19 protein-coding genes are annotated in these 22592 nt (G+C 40.1%); 6 read left to right on the forward strand and 13 right to left on the reverse strand.

The features are described from left to right. Nucleotides 1-274 precede the first annotated feature (274 nt). Nucleotides 275-3157: a M16 family metallopeptidase gene (locus CWB76_RS08750; RefSeq protein WP_138606884.1), complete on the reverse strand. Its 2883-nt coding sequence runs from the start codon at nucleotides 3155-3157 to the stop codon at nucleotides 275-277. Between the two features lie 249 nt (nucleotides 3158-3406). On the opposite strand from CWB76_RS08750, the gene CWB76_RS08755 reads away from it, so the two are divergent. Then, nucleotides 3407-4363, forward strand: coding sequence for a methylenetetrahydrofolate reductase (locus CWB76_RS08755; protein ID WP_138606886.1), 957 nt, complete (start codon nucleotides 3407-3409; stop codon nucleotides 4361-4363). Nucleotides 4364-4454: 91 nt separating this feature from the next. Here CWB76_RS08755 and CWB76_RS08760 read toward each other — a convergent pair whose 3' ends face one another. From CWB76_RS08760 to CWB76_RS08780, 5 genes are all read right to left on the reverse strand, one after another. Then, nucleotides 4455-6188, reverse strand: coding sequence for a response regulator (locus CWB76_RS08760; RefSeq protein WP_138606888.1), 1734 nt, complete (start codon nucleotides 6186-6188; stop codon nucleotides 4455-4457). Nucleotides 6189-6190: 2 nt separating this feature from the next. Further along, nucleotides 6191-6730 (reverse strand): heme NO-binding domain-containing protein, encoded by a 540-nt coding sequence (locus CWB76_RS08765; protein WP_138606890.1) that lies wholly within the window; start codon nucleotides 6728-6730, stop codon nucleotides 6191-6193. 129 nt (nucleotides 6731-6859) lie between these two features. After that, nucleotides 6860-7843, reverse strand: a complete 984-nt coding sequence (locus CWB76_RS08770) for a sensor domain-containing diguanylate cyclase (RefSeq protein WP_138606892.1) — start codon at nucleotides 7841-7843, stop codon at nucleotides 6860-6862. 139 nt (nucleotides 7844-7982) lie between these two features. Further along, complete coding sequence (locus CWB76_RS08775; RefSeq protein ID WP_138606894.1) at nucleotides 7983-9230, reverse strand: DEAD/DEAH box helicase; 1248 nt, start codon at nucleotides 9228-9230, stop codon at nucleotides 7983-7985. Nucleotides 9231-9321: 91 nt separating this feature from the next. Then, nucleotides 9322-10026: a DUF3581 domain-containing protein gene (locus CWB76_RS08780; RefSeq protein WP_016900441.1), complete on the reverse strand. Its 705-nt coding sequence runs from the start codon at nucleotides 10024-10026 to the stop codon at nucleotides 9322-9324. A 156-nt stretch (nucleotides 10027-10182) separates the two neighbouring features. On the opposite strand from CWB76_RS08780, the gene CWB76_RS08785 reads away from it, so the two are divergent. Continuing rightward, nucleotides 10183-10578: a hypothetical protein gene (locus CWB76_RS08785; RefSeq protein WP_138606896.1), complete on the forward strand. Its 396-nt coding sequence runs from the start codon at nucleotides 10183-10185 to the stop codon at nucleotides 10576-10578. A gap of 87 nt (nucleotides 10579-10665) precedes the next feature. Next, nucleotides 10666-11517, forward strand: a complete 852-nt coding sequence (locus tag CWB76_RS08790) for a CPBP family intramembrane glutamic endopeptidase (protein WP_138606898.1) — start codon at nucleotides 10666-10668, stop codon at nucleotides 11515-11517. Between the two features lie 67 nt (nucleotides 11518-11584). Here the strand turns inward: CWB76_RS08790 and gltX are convergent, their stop codons facing one another. The 3 genes from gltX to proB form a co-directional block, all read right to left on the reverse strand. Then, nucleotides 11585-13069: a glutamate--tRNA ligase gene (gene gltX / locus CWB76_RS08795; RefSeq protein ID WP_138606900.1), complete on the reverse strand. Its 1485-nt coding sequence runs from the start codon at nucleotides 13067-13069 to the stop codon at nucleotides 11585-11587. 50 nt (nucleotides 13070-13119) lie between these two features. Beyond that, entirely contained in the window at nucleotides 13120-13479 is a 360-nt protein-coding gene (locus CWB76_RS08800) for a glutaredoxin family protein (RefSeq protein WP_008111110.1), read from the reverse strand. A gap of 106 nt (nucleotides 13480-13585) precedes the next feature. Further along, the gene (proB, locus tag CWB76_RS08805; protein WP_138606902.1) at nucleotides 13586-14689 is read right to left on the reverse strand and encodes a glutamate 5-kinase; all 1104 of its coding nucleotides are present in this window, start codon (nucleotides 14687-14689) and stop codon (nucleotides 13586-13588) included. Nucleotides 14690-14820: 131 nt separating this feature from the next. Between proB and CWB76_RS08810 the strand changes: the two genes are divergently transcribed. Next, nucleotides 14821-15780: a DMT family transporter gene (locus tag CWB76_RS08810; RefSeq protein WP_138606916.1), complete on the forward strand. Its 960-nt coding sequence runs from the start codon at nucleotides 14821-14823 to the stop codon at nucleotides 15778-15780. Here the strand turns inward: CWB76_RS08810 and CWB76_RS08815 are convergent. Genes CWB76_RS08815 through pdsO form a run of 3 tightly spaced genes read right to left on the reverse strand, consistent with a single transcriptional unit; the run spans nucleotide 15675 to nucleotide 19029 of the window. After that, nucleotides 15675-16280: a class GN sortase gene (locus CWB76_RS08815; protein WP_138606904.1), complete on the reverse strand. Its 606-nt coding sequence runs from the start codon at nucleotides 16278-16280 to the stop codon at nucleotides 15675-15677. The two genes, CWB76_RS08810 and CWB76_RS08815, sit on opposite strands and share 106 nt — an antisense overlap. Then, nucleotides 16277-18277 carry a marine proteobacterial sortase target protein gene (locus CWB76_RS08820; RefSeq protein WP_138606906.1) on the reverse strand — a complete coding sequence of 667 codons (2001 nt, stop codon included), beginning with the start codon at nucleotides 18275-18277 and terminating at the stop codon, nucleotides 16277-16279. The genes CWB76_RS08815 and CWB76_RS08820 overlap by 4 nt, the downstream gene beginning before the upstream one ends. Before the next feature lie 26 nt (nucleotides 18278-18303). Beyond that, on the reverse strand, nucleotides 18304-19029 hold the full coding sequence (gene pdsO / locus CWB76_RS08825; protein ID WP_138606908.1) for a sortase-associated OmpA-like protein PdsO: 726 nt from the start codon (nucleotides 19027-19029) through the stop codon (nucleotides 18304-18306). 228 nt (nucleotides 19030-19257) lie between these two features. On the opposite strand from pdsO, the gene pdsR reads away from it, so the two are divergent. Then, complete coding sequence (gene pdsR, locus CWB76_RS08835) at nucleotides 19258-19953, forward strand: proteobacterial dedicated sortase system response regulator (RefSeq protein WP_008111124.1); 696 nt, start codon at nucleotides 19258-19260, stop codon at nucleotides 19951-19953. Next, nucleotides 19947-22082, forward strand: a complete 2136-nt coding sequence (pdsS, locus tag CWB76_RS08840; RefSeq protein WP_138606912.1) for a proteobacterial dedicated sortase system histidine kinase — start codon at nucleotides 19947-19949, stop codon at nucleotides 22080-22082. Before pdsR ends, pdsS begins: the two co-directional genes overlap by 7 nt. A gap of 14 nt (nucleotides 22083-22096) precedes the next feature. On the opposite strand, the gene CWB76_RS08845 is transcribed toward pdsS, so the two are convergent. Continuing rightward, a complete protein-coding gene (locus CWB76_RS08845) occupies nucleotides 22097-22393 on the reverse strand; it encodes a hypothetical protein (RefSeq protein WP_138606914.1) in 297 nt (98 codons plus the stop codon). Between the last annotated feature and the right edge of the window lie 199 nt (nucleotides 22394-22592).

A 22592-nucleotide genomic window follows, 5' to 3' on the forward strand; every position in this document is an offset into this window, starting at 1 on the left:
AAACAGGCGCTGCCCGAAGGGTTCTGCCTAGGGGCAATTAACTCTTTTTTGCTCGGTTTTTACTTATTCTTACATGGATGTAAGCCAGTAGAATAACGCAGGAGCAGTTATCGAGCCCACTAGGTTACAAACCTCGCGCCGCGATTAAACCGCCCCTAGTTTGAACAAATTTTAATCCGCAAAGGTCAACAGACCCAAGTATTTACAACCTAAAATATAAAAATGCCCCAATGCTTAAGGCACCGGGGCATTTTTTAATACTTAAAAACTTAAATTATTGAAATACTTTATCCACCTTCACTACTTCAATATTTTTCGCTGGTATTGCCAGTTTGTAATCAGCAATCACTTTATCTTCAGCCACTAACTCGGCAGGTTTATCGGTGTTATACACCATAGGCGAGGTTTGCATAGTTGCTAAACGTTTTTGCATATCTTCACCATCACCGGTAACAAACACATAGTGAATATTCTCGGTTTGTAGGTTGTCTTTAATCACTCGATTTACATCGTCAACAGTCAATGTTTTCAGTTTGCTTGTAACGTAGTTTACAAAACTATCGGTGTTATAAAACTCGCTATCTAGCGCATAACCTAACTGACGATTTTGACTAGCAACCATTTGCGGCACAAAGTTAATTAAAAAGTTACGTGTGGCTTCAAAATCAGCCTCAGTCATGCCATTTTTAATTAATTTATCTAGCTCAAATAATGCGGTACGGGTAGCAAAATGCGCATCGTTGTTTGAGCGCAGTGGACGCAGCCACACTTGGAATATTTGCTCCGAGCGCCCTAAGTTTGCATCAGGCTTAGTTTGAAACATACCTCTAGGGAAGTATTCAATATAGGCGTAATCGCCATAGTTCATGCCACGCGTTTGACGAATACGTTCGTACAAGTAACTGTTAGAACTACGATGCTCACCAAAGTACGAGCGCACTAACCACAATGCGGTCCAGTCGTCGCTGCTACGAATGGTATCAATAGGGAACCCGAACGACACAGCCGTTGATTGCGCTGACTTTTCAACAATTGTTGCATGGTGACCTTCAAGCACTGGCGCATCAGGGATTGTTAAGCGGCTTTGTTCGCCTTTTGGAAGTGTCGCCAAGTCAGCTAACATTTGTGCTTTAAGTTTTTCAGGTACGGCGCCAATTAAACCCACAGTAAGTTTAGCTTGTGTAAGTTCAGCATTATAAAACGCTTTAACATCATCAAGGGTCAGTGCTTCTAAATCAGATAAGTCACCGTAGTTATAGCTTTCATAAGGGTGGCCTTTATAAAGCACACTGTAGAGCACTTCTTTACCCAACTCTTCGTCGTTAGAAGCTTTTAAACCTGATTTAATGCCATCGATCATTTCTTTTTTCAGACGCTTAAAGTCATCTTCTCTAAAGCCTGGGCTTAACAGCTGCTCACTCACTAAGGCATACCACTGAGCTGCATTATCTTTATGAATACGCCCTTGGAACGACAGCATTTCTTTATCTATTTGATAACCAAAGCTACCCGCCAGTGGGTACATTGCCTTTTTAATATCTTTGTAACTCATTGCGGTTGAGCCACCTTGCGCCAGCATTGCGGCAGTTAAAGCCGCTACGCCTTTTTTACCCTGCGGATCGGCAGCGGCACCGGTATTAAATAATAAGTTAATATCGATTAACGGCGAGCTATTGGTTTTATCAAGCACCTTAAAGATAGGCTTACTCGGTGCTTGCTGATACTTAGCTACCAAGGCATTTAAGTCGCTTTCTTGCTCAAAACCAGGGGCTTTATCAAGTGCCGACATAGTAATTGTGGTGCGGGCATTATCAACAAAATACTTATTTGCAACGGCTCTAATATCTTCGCTAGTGATATTGTCTGCCGATTTATACAGCTGATTAACTACCTCAGGATCGCGCTCAAAATGCATATAGCTGGCAAGTGTTGAGGCAATTGCTTGCGACGAATCTAAACCATTTATAAAGCTGTATTTAAGATTAGACTTTAAATCGCTGAGTTTTTGGCTATCAACCAACTCGGTACGCGCTTTGGCATACGTACGGTTTATAGCATCACGTACTGTGGCTAAATCATCGGCATTTTCAACTTTTACAAATACATGCAGTAACCCTGGATCTTTAGTTTCAGGGTTATAGGTAAACATTTGACTCGCTATTTGCTTTTCTACTACCAGCTCTTGGTAAATATCTGAATTGCTCGAAAAATAAAGCTGCGACAGTAAATCTAATGCGGCTCTGTCTTTTTTCAGAGGCTCCCATGCAGCCCCTTTATACGACACAAGTAACCAATGGCCAGGTAATCCTTCGTTTTGCTCATGCACATATTTTGGCGCTTGTTGAGTTGGCTCTTTTGGAATATCAGCAACATAGTCGCCTTTTTGCCAGTTACCCCAGTGCTTTTTAACCATCGCCATGGTCTCTTTTGGATCAACATCACCAACAATCACAAGCGATACATATTCAGGCTTATAAAACTTAGCAAAAAATTCTTTACCGTAGGCCATTTGATCTGGCATGGCTTCAATATCTTCAAAAAAGCCCATAGTAGTGTGTTTATAGGTATGCTTATCGAACGCTTCTTGGCGTACCGCACTTAATAATTTACGAATTGGACTGGCATTATTTTTTAAGTACTCGCCTTTAACCGTTAGCGCTTCCGTTCTAAATTGCTCTTCGGTGTAGCTTAAGTTTTGAAAAATATCCGCTTCAATTTCAAGTACTTTATCAAGATGTTGTTTTGAAAAATTTAAGTGGTAGTTAGTGTAATCGTTAGTTGTGTAGGCGCGGTTATCAACCCCTGAATTTTTTAGAATATCTGAATACACATCTTGCGGAAACTTTTCAGAGCCTTTAAACATCATATGTTCAAAAAAGTGAGCAAAACCAGTTTTACCTGCTTCCACTTCATTACGCGAGCCAACAGATACAGGTATTTGTAGCGATACTACATCTGGGTAATCGGTTTTAACTACCATCACACGTAGGCCGTTATCTAGCTCTTCTGTTAGGTAATCTTGTGAAAAAACACGCTCATCTGCTTTATTAACTTGTTCTTGTTGAGCTGCTGTTTGCGTGTTTTGACTTTGCTGCATAGCACAACCGGTTAAGGCCAGCGATACCGCTAGGCTAGTTGCCAATAATTTAAATTTCATTGTTATCCCTTTTTAAATTGAGCAATTTTTAAAACATTTACCAAACTAAGTATGCCGTAAAGTAATTAAATATAAGAGCCCTAAGCCTATTAATTATGTAAACAACTGTGTCAGTTATTGCTGGTAACTTGGTTTAATCATGAAAATAATTCACGTTAGTTGAGAAACTTTCAATAAATAAATCTATCTAGACGTCTAAATGGCTGCTATATTAAATCCATCATCACAAATTAAGCTGGAATGAGGATTATGGCTTTATCACTTCAAGAAAAAATACAGGACACCAACCAAGGTGTTTACCTAATTGGCACAACACCGCCAAAAATTGGGACTGATAAAGCGCAATTAAAAATCATTGCCGAAAAGTTATTAGGCCGTTTACACGAAATTGAATATGACGGTGTGATTATTTATGACATTCAAGATGAAAGTAGCCGTACAGAGCAAGCGCGTCCATTTGCATTTAAGCAAACAGTTGATCCGCGCGAGTACAGCCAACTCTTACGAGGCTTATCTGATCTTGATGTAATTACTTATAAAAGTGTAGCTCAGCGCGGTGTGAGTGAGTTTAAAGCGTGGTTAGATGAAACTAGAAATGACTACGATTTAAAAAACGTGGTGTTGGTGGGCAGCCCTTCATCAGCAGGTGATATAAAGCTGAGCTTACCGAATGCCTATAAAACACTGGCAGAGCAGTCTGAAGATTTCTTTTTAGGTGGTGTAACCATTGCTGAGCGCCATGCCAATAAGCGCAACGAGCACCAACGCTTGATAGAAAAAACAGCACAAGGGTGCCAGTTTTTTATCTCTCAAGCCGTTTACAATGCACAAGCAACCATAGATTTAATAACCAGTTATGCGCGCACATGTAAAACACAAGGCCTAACACCTAATCGGATTATATTGACCTTTACGCCTTGTGGTGGTGAAAAAACCTTAGAGTTTATGCAGTGGCTAGGTATCTCAGTGCCGGAGGCAACTAAATGGCGCATGCTTGATTCGGAAAATACACTAAGCGAATCAGTGCGTATTTGTCGCGAAAACCTCGACTCGATTTTAAAAAGCTGTGCTCACTTAGGTGTGCCACTGGGTTTAAATATTGAAAGCTTAACCAATCGTAAAGAAGAAATAGATGCGTCTATTAATTTATATCGTTTATTAAAAGCAACAATGGAGCTTAACCTTGCGGAGAAACTGATAGCTTAAAGTTAAACTGATTTATACCGTACTTGGCAAGCTGCTGGCTTGCCTTTTTTATATTTCCAAGTTAGTTAATAAAATAATTGAAAACAAAAGATTAAATACACACCCATTTTGCTATTACTTCAAACATACTTTCAACTTTAATAGGCTTTGAAATATAGCCATTCATACCGCAATCTTTCGCCTTTAGTAAATCGGTTTCTCTTGTATTAGCAGTCATTGCAATAATGGGTAAATTTTTAAACTTTGCTTGTTTTTTTATTTCTTTGGCTGCTGTGTAACCATCCATTCGGGGCATCTGGCAATCCATTAACACCCCATCATAGGTTTTATTTTTTAGCGCTTCTAATGCCTCAATACCATCATTGGCAACATCAACGATTAAGCCTTTTTTGCGAAGTATTTGTGTTGCTACTTGCTGATTGAGCGGATTGTCTTCAACCAATAAAATATGAATACCTTGAAGCTTTTGTAATGCATTTTGTGTATCTGAGCTCTCTTGTGATTCTGGCTTATTAAGTGTTTTTATATGCATAATTTGTAAAAGTACATTGTATAATGTGCTTTTAATAATTGGTTTGATCAGCACTTTATAAGTGTTATCAGCAAATCCTAGTAGGCTTTCGTTGAGTGCTTTATTTTCACAAGGTGCTACTACGATTAGCTTTTTCGCATTTAATTTGAGTTGACTTCGAAGAGACTGCGCAGCCCTGTCATTATTTAAATTTAAAGTACGCCAATCTATAAAAATAAAGTCGTAATCATGTAAGGCGCTTAACCGGTCTAGCACTTGGTTGATATTATTTGCAATATCAACTTTAACTTCAAATCCAATAAGCAGCGTTTGTAATGATGCTAACGTACTGTCTGAACTTTCGATAACAAGGGCCTGCTTAGCCCTAACATGTGATATTTCAAACTCACTTTTCTTAGTCGAATAGCTAAGTGGAATAGTAAAACTAAAACAACTTCCTTTATTGAGTTTACTGTTTACTAAAACATTTCCCTGCATTAGTTCTACCAACGTTTTACTTATTACCAAGCCAAGCCCAGTCCCACCAAACTTTCGCGTTGTAGACACGTCAGCCTGAGTAAAAGGTTTAAATAGTGAATCTACTTGTGCTTGGCTCATTCCAATGCCATTATCTAAAACAGAAAAAGTGACACTGCAAAAATTGTCTACCTTTTGCGCTAACTTTACAGCTAATACAACTTTGCCGCGGGTTGAGAACTTCAGTGCATTATTAAGCAAATTTAACAGCACTTGATTAAGCCTTAATGCATCACCAATAAAAAAGTCAGGCAGTAAGGGGTCAATATCAAACAGCACTTCAATTTTTCTTTGTGATGCTAGCGTGCTAATAATATTGACAAGATTTTCTAGAAAGATATTAAAATTGAATTCTTTTTGTTCTAGCTCTATTTTACCCGCTTCGACCTTTGAAAAGTCTAAAATATCATTAATGATCCCTAATAAAGACTCTGCCGAATAGTGAATTTTTTCAACATAGTCGCGTTGCTTATCAGAAAGCCCGGTATCTAAAGCAAGATAAGCCATGCCAATTATTGCATTCATCGGGGTACGAATCTCATGACTCATATTTGCCAAAAAGTCTGATTTAGCATTATTTGCAGCTTCTGCATCTTGTTTCGCAAGTTTGAGGGCATGGGTTCTATTAGCAACCTCTTGCTCTAAGTTTTCAGCCGCTCCTTTGAGCACTTCATTGGCTTCGTAAAGTTGTAATGATTTGGCTTCTAATAGCTTTTCAGCTTCTTTTCGCGCCAAACGCTCTCGCTCTAACCTGCGCTGTAAAAGAGCAATGTCCATATCTAACCTACCAATGTTAAGTTAAACGTAGCAACTTGATGATCGTCATTGATATCGCTGCTTATACTTATATTTTCCTTAAAATGTTCGGCTGCGCCTTCTATTAATCCCTCAGCGAGCATGGCAAATGGGTTACTTGAATGATAAATCATCTGCATTTGGGTATTGCTTAAGTGGTTGGTTTTAAAGGTGGGCAACTCAACGTCGGTATATAGTTTTTTAACTTCTACATGCACGTGCTGATCTATGGTATCTAAAAAATCAAATGTTGTAGTGAGCTCTTCAAAAAACTGTGGATAGTAGACTAAGAAGCGCTTTAGTAAGTATTTACCGTATTCTTTAACGAGTACATCAACCGGAATATCAACAATACTGCTCAGTGAGGTCACTAACTTTAAAAGCTCTTGCTTATTATAGTTACCAACACTGGTATAAGCCCCATTGGAATCCAGTTCGTTTTGCTCAATGATTTGATCAGCAACTGCTGGTGAAAATGTGATCTCGACCATTTCTAGAAATTCAGTAAAAATAATACCTTTCATACAACTACCCACTCATTAGCTATAAACAAAGTATAGTTTCAAACTAAAAAAATTCACGTACATAGCATGCGTATATGTTAATTAGTTTGCTGTGTATATTGGCATAACAAGTTAATAGCAATTAACGATTTAATAACCGATTTTTTTATTTAACTTATATTTTTGCTTATTTTTATACATTGATTGGTCTGCATCATTTAAAAGTGTTTCAAATGGCTGCTTTTTTTGCTCAGAAAAACTATAACCAACACTTAGTGATAACTCGCAAATTCCATCTAATACTAGTGCATTAGCAAACTCAATCGAAATTGTATTTATAATGAGGCCTAGTTTACTCTTATCATTTATTTGCATGACAGCAACAAACTCATCGCCTCCTAAGCGCCCCACGATGTCGGCATCTCTTAGGTGTTTTTTTAACGTTGTGGCTAATGTAATAAGGGCTTTATCGCCCGCTTCGTGGCCAAAGTTATCGTTTAATTTTTTAAAATCGTTAATATCGATAAATAAACAACACACATCAAAACCTAAACGATGAGAAAGGTTTAGTTTTTGCTGAGCAAGTAAACTTAATGCTCGACGATTATAAATATTAGTGAGCGGGTCTAGCATTGCAATTTCGCGCATTTTTTCAAAATTATATACAAGCGCTAAATCGTCTTCTATTAAGTCTCGTAACTGATTAATGAGCTCAAAATATTCATTCGTATAGTTTGTTTCTTTGTTGTCTTTTAAGCAAAGCGTCCCAAATACATCTCCTTGCGGCCAGTGAATGGGTAAACCTAAGTAGGAGTTAACGCCATTTTCAACTACCTCAGGCATGGCGCTCCACATTTCAGTACTAGCAGCATCATTAACATATAAGAGATTGTCACTTTCGACCACATGCCTACAAAACATATCACTTTCAGGAGGAATAGTAGGGTTGGTCTCAAAGGTTGACCCACCCTCGTTTTTTCTGATAACTACTCGGTAACCTATGCTTGTTGCCTGTACTATATATCCGGAGGGAGCTGAAAATAACTCAGCAATTAAATCAATTATTTTTTGCCACTTATCTAGTGATATCTGACCATCAAGGCCAGTAAATGCCCACTTATCAGTCTCAAACATTTTATACCCCCGCTATTATTTACCTAAGTATAGGCAAAAAAAAATGCTTAAAAGGTAGTATTAATCACTGTATTAATTACATTGACTCAAAATTAAAGATATTTAGTAACTTAATTGTGCTTTAAGAACACTCTAATTTTTACTTACGTCTTCTGTTTGGCGCTCTTTGCCCTGTAATACGTTTTTTATCGCGATCTTTACGCGCTTTGTTAGTGTTTTTGCGGTTGTCTTTTGGCGGCTTATTTAAATCAGGTTCATAGCCTTCAAGCCATTGTGGTGTTAAGCGGGTATCAAGCAGTACTTCAATTTCTTCAAGTAGCCATTGCTCATCAAGACTCACTAACGACATTGCAAGGCCTTGCTCGCCAGCTCGTCCTGTACGGCCAATACGATGCACATAATCTTCAGCTATATATGGTAATTCAAAGTTAATTACGTATTTAAGTGCCGGTATGTCTAAACCGCGCGCCGCTACATCGGTGGCTACTAAAACACGCGTACTACCCTCTTTAAAGTTTTGTAATGCGCGGTCGCGAGCACCTTGTGATTTATCACCATGAATAGATTCGGTTTTTAAACCATCTTTACACATTTCTTTGGCAAGCTTATCGGCCATTTGTTTTGTGCGGGTGAATATAAGTACTTGGCGCCAGTTTTTCATGCCAATCATGTGCGATACCAGTTCGCGCTTTCTGTCTTCATCTACTGCGTAAATAACTTGTTCAACCTCTACAGCAGCAGAGTTGCGCTTATCAACTTCAATAAGCTCAGGATCTTTAAGCAATTTTTTACTCAGCTCAAATACACTGTCATCAAAGGTGGCGGAAAACAGTAAGGTTTGACGATCGCCTGGGATATGACGCAGTATTCGTTTAATTTCGTCAATAAAACCCATATCAAGCATACGGTCTGCTTCATCAAACACCAAAGAGTCCACGCTTGAAAGCACCACACTGCCCTTCACTATATGATCAAGTAAGCGCCCTGGCGTTGCCACTATTACCTGCGCTGTTTTAAGTGCTTTGATTTGCGGGCCAATACTTGCGCCACCATAAGCAAGTGCACCTTTTATATCTGTACCTTGTGCGTATTTTTCAAAGCTTGCAAATACTTGCTGAGCAAGCTCCCTAGTGGGCGTTAAAATAACCACACGAGCAATGCCTGGTTCGTCTTTTTTAGCGGTATTTAAAAGCTTGTGTAATAGCGGTAAAACAAAAGCGGCTGTTTTACCGGTGCCAGTTTGAGCGCTGCCCATAACGTCTTTGCCCGCTAAAATTGGCGGTATCGTTTTGTGCTGAATGGCGGTAGGCGTAGTGTAATTGTTTTGCTCTATTGCCGTTAATAGTAACGGGTCTAGGGCTAGTGATGAGAACGATGTGGCAGACATAAGCTTGGCTTTAAAATAACAAAGAACGCTATTATACCTGAGCTTTAGTAATAAAAAAGGCGCTAAATAGCGCCTATATAAAATGAAGTATTTAAGCCGGTTTTAATGTGGCTTTACGTTCATTATAAAATGCAATTAAATCATCTACGGTGCTTTGACAGTATTCACGAATACCCGATACGACCATGTGTTTTTCACCAAAACCCACTTTTTCGCCGTTTTCTAATAAATTAAAGCGCAAGGTTATTTTGCCGCGTTTACCAGCGTATTCAAAGCTTGGCTCTGCAAACTCTAGAGTCGGTGATTTAATATCAATGTTATTAAGGTTAATTATCATTGATTCATAAATAATCATAGGACGCGCAGGGTTTATCATTACCTCTTGCTTGCCCATTAAAGGAATAATTACATGCGGGAACGCAGCACCTGAGAACTCAACATAATTTTTTATTAAACTGTTTGTAAGTGTTGGGCATTTACTGGTTTTACCATCGCGTTTAACCTTTAAAATTACTTTTTCGCCATGGTTTACATCAAACTCTTCTCCAGGTTGTTCTGGAAAATTTAGCTTGGTATTTTCATCAACCATACCGGCAAAGGTAAACTCCATTCGCTCACTAATGCCATAGCGGTCTAACACTAGAGAAAAAAGTAAGTCTCCTGGTGCGCAAAACTTTTTAGCGTCTTTATCATGAAGCGGGTTGTAGTCGTCGGCTACACATTTAGCAAAGCGACAACCTTGCTCACGAGAAATTGAAACATAATCAGCATGCTGCTGATAGTAAGGACTTAACATAGTGTGTTCACTGCTTAAACTGCTTATAACCTAGCTATACTACCAGAAAAAAAATCTTGAGAGGTCGAATCTGTTTAATAAAGGCGAAAAATGATAATTTGCAACTCGCTAATTTACTAAGTAAATTAGGCAAATACGAGTTTAAGGGATTAACTAATGAAGTATTTTTCTTTATTAATATGTGCGGTTTCATTTTTAACTGGCTGTAATAACGTTACTTACACAACCAATATCGACGACGACGTTTTATCAGAACACGTTTCAAGCCACATTAAAAAACGTGGCCTAGAGCAGTTTTACAGTGTACAAGACGCTCTCGATAGAGGTGCAAGCCCCCTTGGTGAAATAAAAGGCGAAAGCTGCGATGTATCAGATGATACGCGAACATCCTCAATTAGCTATAACCGCTTGAAATCACAAGCTATAGAATCCCTTAAAAACGATGTGCTTTATTTAGGTGGCAATGCATTTACACTAGAGCAGTGCCAATCAGTATCCCGCTACAATTGTGATTTAGCCGTTATTTGTACAGGACAAGCCTATAATTATTAATAGCTCAAAATTATCTAATTGAGACTATAACGCTATGTAATTCGTTTTCTCTCATTTCCCCTATCAAACAACAAGCTGTATTTGCCAATGACTTTTTACTTTTTAGCTGCCGCTATTTTATGTGTTTTCCCACAGTGTAAACTCACTGTATTTCGCCAACCATTATGGCAATACTTATTGCTGCTAAGTGTTATTACTGCCTATTATCAAGAGTATATAAATTTAAACGCGGTTGCTGTTATAGCTGTTTATGTGGGATTGTTTCACTTTACGATATTGGCAACCTCAGCGTTAAAACGTAATGTTCTAACGTCTTTATTTATAATAGCCTCACTCGGGTTAGCCTTACATTGGTTTGCGGGTTTTAATAACCTGCCAATTGTTGTTAATGAACAAGTCACCAGTAACGCAATTGCATTTACCCTATATGCTAATTTTGATAAAGCATTAGCGGGTTTAATGCTGAGCGCTTATTTTTTTGCAAAAAACAAAACGATAAAGCCAGTAACTATCGGCTACCCTGCTTTAATCATAATTATCACTATTTTAGCGGCGCTTATAACTGCTTTAACGTTAAACCTTGTTGAATTTGCACCAAAAGTACCTGAATTTTGGTTGTTATTTATAGCTATCAACCTACTTTTTACCTGCGTTGCAGAAGAGGCATTATTTAGGGGAGTGATACAAACTAAGCTTTCAAAACTAATAACCCCGAGCAGGTTTGCACTGCTCGCACCGGTGATCAGTACTTGTGTATTTTCACTGGCACACTTTTCAGCTGGAACTCATTATATGCTTGTGGCGGCCGTAGCAGGTTTTGGTTATGGCTATATTTACTATAAAACAAGCCGATTAGAATGGGCCATTTTATGTCATTGGCTCGTTAACGTGTTTCACTTTTTCTTATTTACTTACCCGATGCTGGCAACTCCATCTTAGAATTACAGGCACAAAAAAGCCGCTTAATTTAAGCGGCTTTTAAATAGCTAACCTGAATTAGGATTAATTACGCACTTGGGTAATCGCGGTATGCGCGTTCTATCTTTTTAGCCTGCTTTTTAGAAATACCTAAATGGGCAAGCGCAACACGTAAACGTGCACGCGATAGGTCAGACCCTAAAATCTCCATTGCATCTAATACCGAAGTTGATGATGTTTTGCCGGTAATAGCCACAAATATAGGCTCTAAGAAGTCTTTAATTTTAAGCTCGTGGAAGGTGGCTACTTCTTTTGCAATTGCAAAAATAGCTGGCTTTTCAAAGCTACGTAAGCCTTCTAGCTGCCATACAAAAAACTGCAGCGCTTGGCGAATAACATCTTCGTCAACTTTACCTGCGGTTAATAGCGCTGGGTCGTAGGTCGGGATGCCGCCTACAAAGTGCCCTGCTAAATCAACCATGTCAGAGAGCGTATTTATACGCGTTTTAGCTTCTGGTAATACTTTAGCCAGCATGTCGCCATTAAATTTCCAGTCAACAAAACGCTGCATTAGCTCTGCATCAGTTAAGTTTTCGCGGATCCACATACCGTTTAACCAGCTTAACTTGTCTACGTCAAATACTGGGCCACCAAGTGATACACGCTTCATGTCAAAATGTTCAATCATTTCGTTAAGGGTGAACTTTTCACGCTCATCAGGCATTGACCAACCCATACGGCCTAAGTAGTTTAGCACCGCTTCTGGTAAGTAACCCATTTCTTTGTAGTAATTAATCGAAGTTGGGTTTTTACGCTTAGACAGTTTTGATTTATCTGGATTACGCAGTAATGGTAAGTGACCTAGTACCGGTGCTTCCCAACCAAAATCTTCATAAAGTTTTAATAACTTAGGCGCTGAGTTTATCCACTCTTCACCACGGAAAATATGGCTAATTTGCATATGGTGATCATCCACCACGTTTGCTAAAAAGTAAGTTGGAAAACCATCCGCTTTTAATAGCACTTGCATGTCTACGTTTTCCCACGGGATCTCAATTTCGTCGCGTAGGTAATCGTTGAACTTAAAGGTACCTTCGCTTGGGATTTTCATACGTATAACATACGGTTTACCAGCAGCTAGGTTTGCTTTAATTTCGTCTTCTGTATGGTTTAAGCCACGACCATCGTATTTAGGACGCAGACCTTCGGCCATTTGCTCTTCACGCATTTGGTCCAGTTCTTCGCTGGTTGCGAAACAGTAGAATGCTTTGCCGTCTTCAACTAACTGATGAGCGTATTTTTTATATAAATCACTGCGCTCAGATTGACGGTATGGACCAAACTCACCACCTACATCAGGACCATGATCCCATTCAAGGCCTAACCAGCGTAAGCTATCCATGATGGCTTGTTCAGATTCAGGTGTGCTGCGAACTTGGTCAGTATCTTCAATACGAAGTACAAATTCACCGCCTTGCTGTTTAGCAAAACAGTAGTTAAATAAGGCAATGTAAGCGGTGCCAAGATGCGGGTCACCAGTTGGCGACGGAGCAACACGGGTACGAATTGTCATGGTAATGTCTCTTTTAATAAGTGAGATGGTATGAAATACCAATAAATATTTTAAGCGGCTACTTTGTTTAAGTAAGCAATAATATCGTTTGATTCATAAAGCCATTTTACTTGGCCATCTTGCTCAATACGTAAACAAGGTACTTTAACTTTTCCGCCTTGCTCTAATAGCTCTTGGCGGTATTGCTCATCATTTTTTGCATCGCGTGTTTCAATTTTTAAGCCTTCACGCTTAATTGAACGGCGCACTTTTACACAAAAAGGACATGCTTTGAATTGATAGAGCTTAAATTGTGCGGTTTGCTGATCAAGCTTAGTTTGCTCTTGCGGATCACGTTTTTTGCTACGCGGCGTAAAAACAAAATTAAAAAATAAGATGATACAACCTAAAACCCAGCGAACTAATTTCATCTTCAATACTCTTTACAACAAATTTAAGGTGCAAGATTTTAACACAAAAAAGCGCAACACTATAAGCGGATTATACGTTGCGCTATATCGTTAAAAAAGTGCTTAATTACAACACCACCATATCATCTCTGTGTAGCACTTCCACGCCGCTATCGTAATCAAGTAAATGGCTGATTTGATTAGAGTGTGCGCCTTTTATTTTATCGATCTCAAGATGGCTAAAGCGCGTTAACCCGCGTGCAATAATTTGCTCGTTTACATCAATTAAGTTAATTAAATCTCCACGTTCAAATTCACCTATTGCACGCGTAATGCCTTTAGCAAGTAAACTAGCCCCCTTAGATTGCAATGCATGCACCGCACCGGCATCAATTAAAATTTGGCCACTACTTTTAGGCCCTGCCAATAACCATTTTTTTCGGCCATCTTTAGGCGCGGTAAGTTTTAAAAAACGGGTGCCAGGCAGTTGCTCGCTCATGCATTTTAAAATCACATTTTCATCAGCGCCTTTGGCAATAATCACCTCAACCCCAGCTCTTCTGGCAATATCTGCGGCCTGTAGTTTGGTTGCCATACCACCTGTACCTAGGTTTGTACCGCTGCCACCCGCAAGTTGGCGTAACTCATCATTAATATGGGTAACTTCGTCAATCAAGGTGGCGTTAATGTCGGTGCGCGGATCGCTGGTAAATAACCCTTGTTGGTCGGTCAGTAGCAGCAATTTATCGGCATTGGCTAAAATAGCCACCAATGCCGACAAGTTATCGTTGTCACCTACTTTTATTTCGCTAGTAGCAACCGCGTCGTTTTCATTAATGATCGGCACAACATCATAATTTAATAAGGCATTGAGGGTATCGCGGGCATTTAAATAGCGCTCTCTGTCGTCAACATCCGCGCGCGTTAGTAGCATTTGCCCGACGTTAATGCCATACAACGCAAATAAGCTTTGCCAAATATGAATGAGTTGCCCCTGTCCAATGGCGGCCAACATTTGTTTGTCTATTAATGTGCGCCCACAGGGTTTTAATAGCTGTTCGCGACCGGCAGCAACCGCACCGCTTGATACTAAAATAACATGATGACCTTGCTTTTTTAGCTCACAGCATTGGCGAACAAGTTCCACCATATGTGCTTTGTCTAACTTATCGGTACCGCCAGTGAGTACGCTTGTACCTAGCTTTACAACTACGACCTGATCCCTTTGCATGTTTTTTACTTAGCGCAATAAATGATGAATTTATTTATACCAGTTCGGTATTTTTGAACAAGTAAAAAATATTCAAGCACCCCCTCTGCATGCTAGGATCGCACTATATTCAACCGTTTAAATTACGCCTTATGCCTGCCAGTTTATGTTTAATTATTGCCACCTTTTTGTGGGGTAGCTCCTTTATTGCACTTAAATACGCGATTGCGATTTATGACCCTGCCTTGGTGATATTTTTACGTATGCTCACCACTTTACTGATTTCGTTATGTTTATGGCGTTACGTAATTCGCTTTGAATATTTAAAAGGCGATTGGAAGTACTTATTAGGCATGTCGCTGGCAGAGCCTTGCTTGTACTTTTTATTTGAAGGCCACGCAATGGAATATACCTCAGCGTCTCAAGCGGGGGTGATTGTTTCTTGTTTACCCATTATTGTGGCATTCTTAGCGTTTTTCATGCTCAAAGAGCATATTAGTAAAGCTATTGTGGTGGGTTTTACGCTGTGTATTGGCGGTAGTATTTTACTGACCCTGCTCTCACCCAGCTCAAGCCAAGCCCCAAACCCATTACTGGGAAATTTTTTAGAATTAATGGCCATGGTGTGCGCGGCATTTTATACCGTGTGTATAAAACATTTAGCTAACCGCTACTCCCCACTCACATTAATTGCTCTGCAAGGCGTGAGTGGTAGTGTGTTTTTTGCTCCGTTTTTACTGTTTATTGACCTACCCAGTGAAAACCAACACGATTTAACCGCACTAATGAGCATATTGTACTTAGGCTCTTGTGTTACTTTGGGTGGGTACGGCATGTACAACTATGCGATTAGTAAAGTGTCGGTATTAACCGCCGCGGCTTACTCTAATTTAATCCCTATTTTCACTTTAATTTTGTCAGCCATTATCCTCAACGAAGTACTGACTCTTGGCCAGTGGATCAGCATATTTGTAGTGTTTATAGGCGTAATGATTAGTCAACGCCATCAAGAACTAGTGGTTGATATTCCTAACTCAACTTCGGGTGAGGATATTTCTGCCGACACTAACCACCTTAAATCGGTACCCGAGGCCAGCGAATCAAAAGGGTAACAGGTTAATAAATACAGCCCTGATTGCTGCAAAAAATCGGTGTTGTACTGATTAATTACCTCAACATGTGTTACTGAATAATGCTGCACTTGGCCATTTTTAAGTTGTAGAGAAAATTGCTCCCCCACTTTAGCGTTTTTTAAAAACGCAAAGTGGGTATCGTTGTGGCCAGCAATAAGTGCTCCTTGCGAGTTACCAAAATCAGCCCCACCTAACTCCCCAGCTGGTAAAAAATGGCTCGGCGCAAACGCTAAGTTTCTACCACTTGCGCCATCAAGTACGGTTAGTCGCTTATTATGCTTTGGCCAAATTATTTGTGCCACCGGGTAGCTATCAGCATAAAACCACGGCTTAATTTTTTTATTGGGCGATTTAAGGGCTCTTTGCCAAGCTTGCTCTATTAACACTTGTGCAAGCCATGCCTTTGCCTGCATGTATACACCATGGCCAAACAAGCTCAAACCTAAGGCAAGTAAACCTATGCTTAGCCACTTTGTCATTTACAGCGCCTTACTAACAACAGACCACCTAGAAGTAGTAATGCTCCAAACACAATATGTATTTTGCTTTGCCCATCTGTTTGCGGCAAGCGCATACTCATTCCTTGTGGCATAGTATTAGCCACTTGTGTGCTTTGTTTAGCAACTTCTTTTATGGTCGTCTCTTCTATGGCAATAAACGCAGTAAATGGGCTAAGTAATTGATGCTCAAGCGCTAGCTGCTGCACTTGCTGTTTTACAACACTTTGTTGGTTGTATAACAATAACGACTTTATTTTTTGACGTGCCCAAAGCTTATCAATTCCTGTGGCTTTTGAACTTGCTTGCGGATTAAGCTTAACCTTAAACTCCCCATGCGCCGCTTGCCCCGTAAAAGTAATTGCATCGGTAGAGTCTAATTTAATAGCCACCATAATGGGCTCAGCAAAATATAGGTCAGGCAAAGGTGAGGGCCAAAAATCTAAGCTCTCTCCATTTTTATTTGTTAACGCTAAATTAGTCATCGCCGGATGAGCAAGTTTATCAAACAACCGCTGCATTTTCGGCTGCACATCATGAGCACTGCTTATAAAGGTGTAAGTTCCCTTGCCTATATCAGCGGCACGACGCATAAAATAACGGTTAGGCGCGCTACCAATGCCCACAGTAAATAAACGGCTATCACCTAAGGTGTGCGCAATATGTTTAAATAATTGATCTTCGTTACTTACGCTACCATCGGTTAAAAATACAACTTGGCGTACAAACCCTTCAAACTGCGTACCATCGAGTACCGCATCAAGTGCGCCTTTTATTTCAGTTCCGCCATCGGCTTGTAAGTTATAAATAAAACGCTCTGCGCGACGTAAATTAAAGTCACTGGCAATTAATGGGGTCTCACTCATGGCTGCAACCTCATTATTAAAACTGACAATATTGAAGCTATCATCACTATCTAATAATGATAATGCGTAAAACAGCGCTTTTTTAGCTTGTTCAATAGACTGCCCATGCATAGATCCCGAGGTATCAACTACAAACACCATTTCACGCGGTAAACGCTGAGATTGAGTAAAACTATCGCTTGGCGGCATTAACATTGCTAACGCATACTGCTCACCATTTTGTGCTTGCTGAGTAAAAAGTGCAGCTTGCGCTTTCGCTATTTGAAGTGGCTTAAACTCAAGTACAAAGTCTCTATTTATGGCTTGCTGTGGTTTTAGCACAATGCTGTATTGCCCAAATGCAGGGTTTTCAATATTAACTTGATGGTACTTAGCATTTATATCAACCAATTCTAAGCCTATATCCATGTTAATTGTTAAGCTTAAATCGCTGGCATTTGCCGCCTCATTGGTTTGTTTTGTATAAACAGGGCTTAACCAACCCTGTGGAGTGAACGAAGGTGCATTAGTGTTTTTTACCGCATGCTTATCTTGCTCATCGTTAACTTCCCCTGTTATTGCATGATAGCGTGGCGTAATTGTGGTTGGAAAATGAATCGCAAAGGTTCCGTGTTGGTAATCAATAATCTCTTGATACTCAAGCGTTATAACTATTTCTTCTCCTGGCCCTACATTTGCCACATTTGTAATAAACATATTTGCACGCTGCTGTCGCAGCAATGAAGCTTGTTTGCCTGCTTTTTTGGCTGCTTGGTACTGTTTTTCAGCTTGGCGTTTTTTTGCTATTTTACCTTTAATAACTCGCTCGCCAATGCGCATGGTCATTGCTTGCACGGCGCTTTCATCGGGTAAAGGAAATACATAACGTGCATTTACGGCAAAAGGGTTTTCATTTATGTAATGCTGCGTAACTACAACACGATTAATTAGCCCTGTTAGAGTCATTTTTGCATCGCTTTTTAAAATAACCCCAGGGTTAACCGCCACTCCTTGGCTATCAAACAAGGATAGTTTTGGCGACTGTGCATGGCTTTTAAAGCTGGCTAAAAGCACGATAATAATAAAAATAAAAAGGCTTACCTTGGTAAGCACTTTGGTGGGTTTACTCAACATAAATCACTCCATCGAACGCCTTGCGATTAATTGCTTGCTGTTTGATCAGTCGTTTGATTTAGCGCACGGGTAGTGAGAGTAACGCGTCTGTCAAAAAAGTTATCTTCAAGGGTGTTACTGTTTGCTATGCTTTGCTGCTCGCCAAACGCTTGTGCGCTTAAACGTGTATGGCTAACCCCCTGTTTAATTAAGTAACTTTGTACGGCGTTTACTCTGGCTTTTGACAGTAATAAGTTCGCTTGCTCTGCACCGCGCTGATCGGCAAAGCCACTTAAATCGAGTGCGAGTTGCGGTTGGCTTTTTAATAACGCTACCAATTGATCAAGCTGCTTGGCAAAATGAGGAGCAATATCGCTAGATCCAGTTTTAAATTGCACCGTCATTGCCAATAAATTATTAAGCTGCGATTGAGTTAATTGCTCATTTTGCTGCGCCAGTAGTTCAAGTTGCGCCTCTAGGTGACTGTTATGATTAAGTACGTGTTGGTAGTCGTTGGTTTTCTCTGCCATTACAGTTAAAGCTTGCTGCTGCTCAGCAATGGTTTGCTCAGCCACCTTGGCATCGCCAATCAAACCACCAGCAAATGCGCCTACAAACGCGCCGATTGGCCCACCAACAACACCACCAATAATGGCACCGGTGCTCAGGCCAACAAGTGTTTCTTTTTTTGCTTCTTTTGATGGGGTATCCGCAGCAAATACTGGCGTACAAAAAGTGCTAACAAGTGTGAGTGCGATTAATGTTTTCTTCATGGTCTATTCCTTACTATTAATAATGGTTGGCAAGCTATTGGTTGGCACTTGCGTTGTATTGGTAATTTCAATAGCTGTATTAAAACACCATGAAGTGGCAATAAAGGGGAGTAAAAATGGCAAACTGCTGAGCAATTGTGGCAAAAAAATGGCAATTGCCTTTTTAACCTTACTTAGCACAAAAACTTCGTTATAGTGCGTCTAAGTCAATATGAGTAATTAATAAAAATGAAAAAAATAGCTATCGTTGAAGATGAAACTGCCATTCGCGAAAACTACATAGAAATGCTGAGCGCTCAAGGCTATCAGGTAAGTGGTTATGAAAACCGCCCTCAAGCAGAAGTAGCTTTTAAAGAAGCACTCCCCGATTTAGCCATTGTTGATATTGGCTTAGGCCATGAAATAGATGGCGGCTTTTTACTGTGCCAAACTTTGCGTTCACTTTCTAAAACCTTACCAATTATTTTTTTAACCGCTCGCGACAGCGAAATAGACACCGTATGCGGCCTGCGCATGGGCGCCGATGACTACTTAACCAAAGATATTAGCTTAGCGCATTTAGCCGCGCGTATTGGTGCGCTATTTCGCCGCATGGAAGCATTAGAGCAACCCGCCGATGCCAACGCATTAATAATTCGCGGTCAACTAACACTCGACACGCAACGCATGCAGGTGCTTTGGCAACAACAGTTGGTTGATTTAACCGTAACTGAGTTTTGGATGCTGCATTCACTCGCCCAACGACCTGGCCACGTTAAAAGCCGTAATGAGTTAATGAGCGATGCTAAAATTTATGTAGACGACAGTACCATTACCTCTCATGTAAAACGCATTCGTAAAAAGTTTATAGCACTCGATAGCCAGTTTGACTGCATTGATACCGTGTATGGCATGGGTTACAGGTGGGAGCAACCCACATGCTGAGATTTGGCCTACGCAGTAAATTTATTCTACTTTCATGCTTTTTGTTTTTGTTGCCATGGTTAGGCTACGAATACGTATGGGAAATGGAAAAGTTTTTACGCCAAGGCCAAGAAAAAACGCTAGTAGGTACTACACGCGCACTGGCAACGGCTCTGCACGAACGCCCCGCTTTATTTGACGAACAAACCAACTTTTTAGATCAAGTTGTAAAAGGCCGCGATCTCTATGCTTATAATTTAAAGAGTCCAATTCAACTCGATGGCAAACTCAGCGACTGGGACGCTTACCAATCGCTATTTTGGCTTTATGACAAACGCTACTTACAAACAGCCGATGATAACCATCAGCTAAGCAACTTATCATTTAGCCACATGGTAGGTAAGTTTGATAATTACTTATATGCAGTATTTAAAGTCACTGACGATGCTTTAGTATACCGTGCCAAAAACAGCCTCAGCATTACCAATAACGATTACGTAAAAGTTGGCCTAAAAAACCCCGATGGGCAATTTAATACTTATGTTATTGCTCCGCGCCAAGATGGCTGGGTCAACGCATTTGATGCCAGTAGTAAAATGCCTTTTACTAAAATTCAGGGTTTCTTTAAAAAAACTGACACTGGTTACAACCTTGAGCTGCGCTTTCCTTTGAGTATGCTTGGCAATAAACTGGGATTTGCCATTGCCGATGTTGATAGTAAACAACCAAACCAAACCCCTAGTATAATGTCTACATCGAACTTAAATAACCCGAATGATTTAGGTTCGGTACTGGTGCCCTCCCCTGAAATAAACCGTATATTAAAAGGCATGGGACACAGCGGCAGTCGCATATGGGTGGTCGATAATCATCACCGTGTATTAGCGCAATCGGGCAGTATTCAAAATGCCGATGGCGTATGGGCCGATGGGCTAAAAAATCAAGCGCCAAAAACTGCGTGGCAGCGCTTTGAACAGGCCTATTTACATCCTTTGTATTATAAAATTTTAACGCGTCCTGAAGATGAATTTATAGATACCTTACACGATGTAGCTTCAATGCAAGGCGCTCATTTAGCCAAAGCACTGAAAGGTCAACCGGCCTCGTCTTGGCGACTCACTCCCGATAACAAAGCGGTAATATTATCGGCTGCGTATCCTATTTGGATTGAGGATAAGGTTATTGGCGCAGTTATAGCTGAAGAAACCACCAATGGCGTGCGTACACTGCGTAATAAATCGCTGGAAAAACTATTTAATGTGATTTTAGCGGTCATGTTAATTGGCACAGTCACTTTGTTCTTTTTTGCTTCGCGTATATCGAGCCGTATTAGGCGACTACGAGATACAGCAGAGCAAGCCATTGATGCGCAAGGACGAGTAACAGGCCATATAAATTATAGCGATGCCAATGACGAAATTGGCGACCTGTCGCGTAGCTTTTCAAATATAGTGAGCCGACTTGGTGGCTATACCGATTATTTAGAAAATATGTCGTCGCGCTTATCTCACGAGCTGCGCACACCGGTTGCGGTTGTCCGTTCATCTCTTGAAAACTTACAAAGCTTGCAGCAAAGTGAACTGAGTCAAAAATACCTTGAACGTGCTAGCGAAGGGGTTGAGCGCTTAGGTAAAATAATTACCACTATGAGCGAGGCAACCCGCCTTGAGCAAAGTATTCAAAGCAATGAGCCGGAGTCGTTTGATTTACAAAAAGTAATTAGTGGCTGTATGCAGGGCTACCAACTTACTTATCCTAACCAGTTATTTACACTCAACATTTGCCAAAGCACACTGTTGATGCAAGGTGCCCCTGAATTTATAGCGCAACTGCTCGATAAGCTAATTAATAATGCCTTGGAATTTAGTGAAGCTAACACTGCAATTGAAGTCAGCCTTAAGCAAAATGAAAGCAAAGCAACCTTAACGGTAAGTAATACAGGTACTTTATTGCCTGAGGGACTTACTGAACATATTTTTGATTCTATGGTATCGGTGCGCAGCCAAAAAATGCAGCAACAACCGCATTTAGGTTTAGGACTTTATATTGTAAGACTGGTGTGTGATTACCACAAAGGCACAGTAGCGGCGCACAATAATGAGCAAGACAATGGAGTGGTATTTACTGTGAGCTTACCACTTAATAACTAAAGGTTCCCTAGAAGCTACGCCTCTTTTTTTAACAAGCGATACAAAGTATCCATACGCTTATGCGCTTGCTGCACCTTTGCTTGCGCCTCAACTTTTATAGTTAAGATAAGTAGTAACAACAGATAAAAACTAGGCTGAGCTAATACGTCTGGGAACATCAATGAAACAAATGCGATATAAGCAAAACTGCCAAATAATCCCTTAAAAATATCAAAGGGTTTAGATGAGTGTTTTTCAAACTCATCTTCAAGAACTCGTTTTTTTTCAGCTTCGCTTATCGCTAATTTTGCGTTAATTTGTTCTGGTGTCATTAAATTAAGTCCTTTTAAGATAAATACAATTATGGATATGCAGCTTTCACTATTAAGAATGATAAGCAAACTCAATTGTATCGCTGTTTGGTAAAAGTGACGAGCAAAAAAGGCTGAAACGTCCTAGGGTCTGTTGACCTTTGCGATTAAAATTTGTTCAAACCAGGGGCGTTTAATCGCTGCGCGAGGTTTGTAACCT

The sequence above is a fragment of the Pseudoalteromonas sp. S1609 genome, assembly GCF_005887255.1.
Lineage (GTDB): Bacteria > Pseudomonadota > Gammaproteobacteria > Enterobacterales > Alteromonadaceae > Pseudoalteromonas.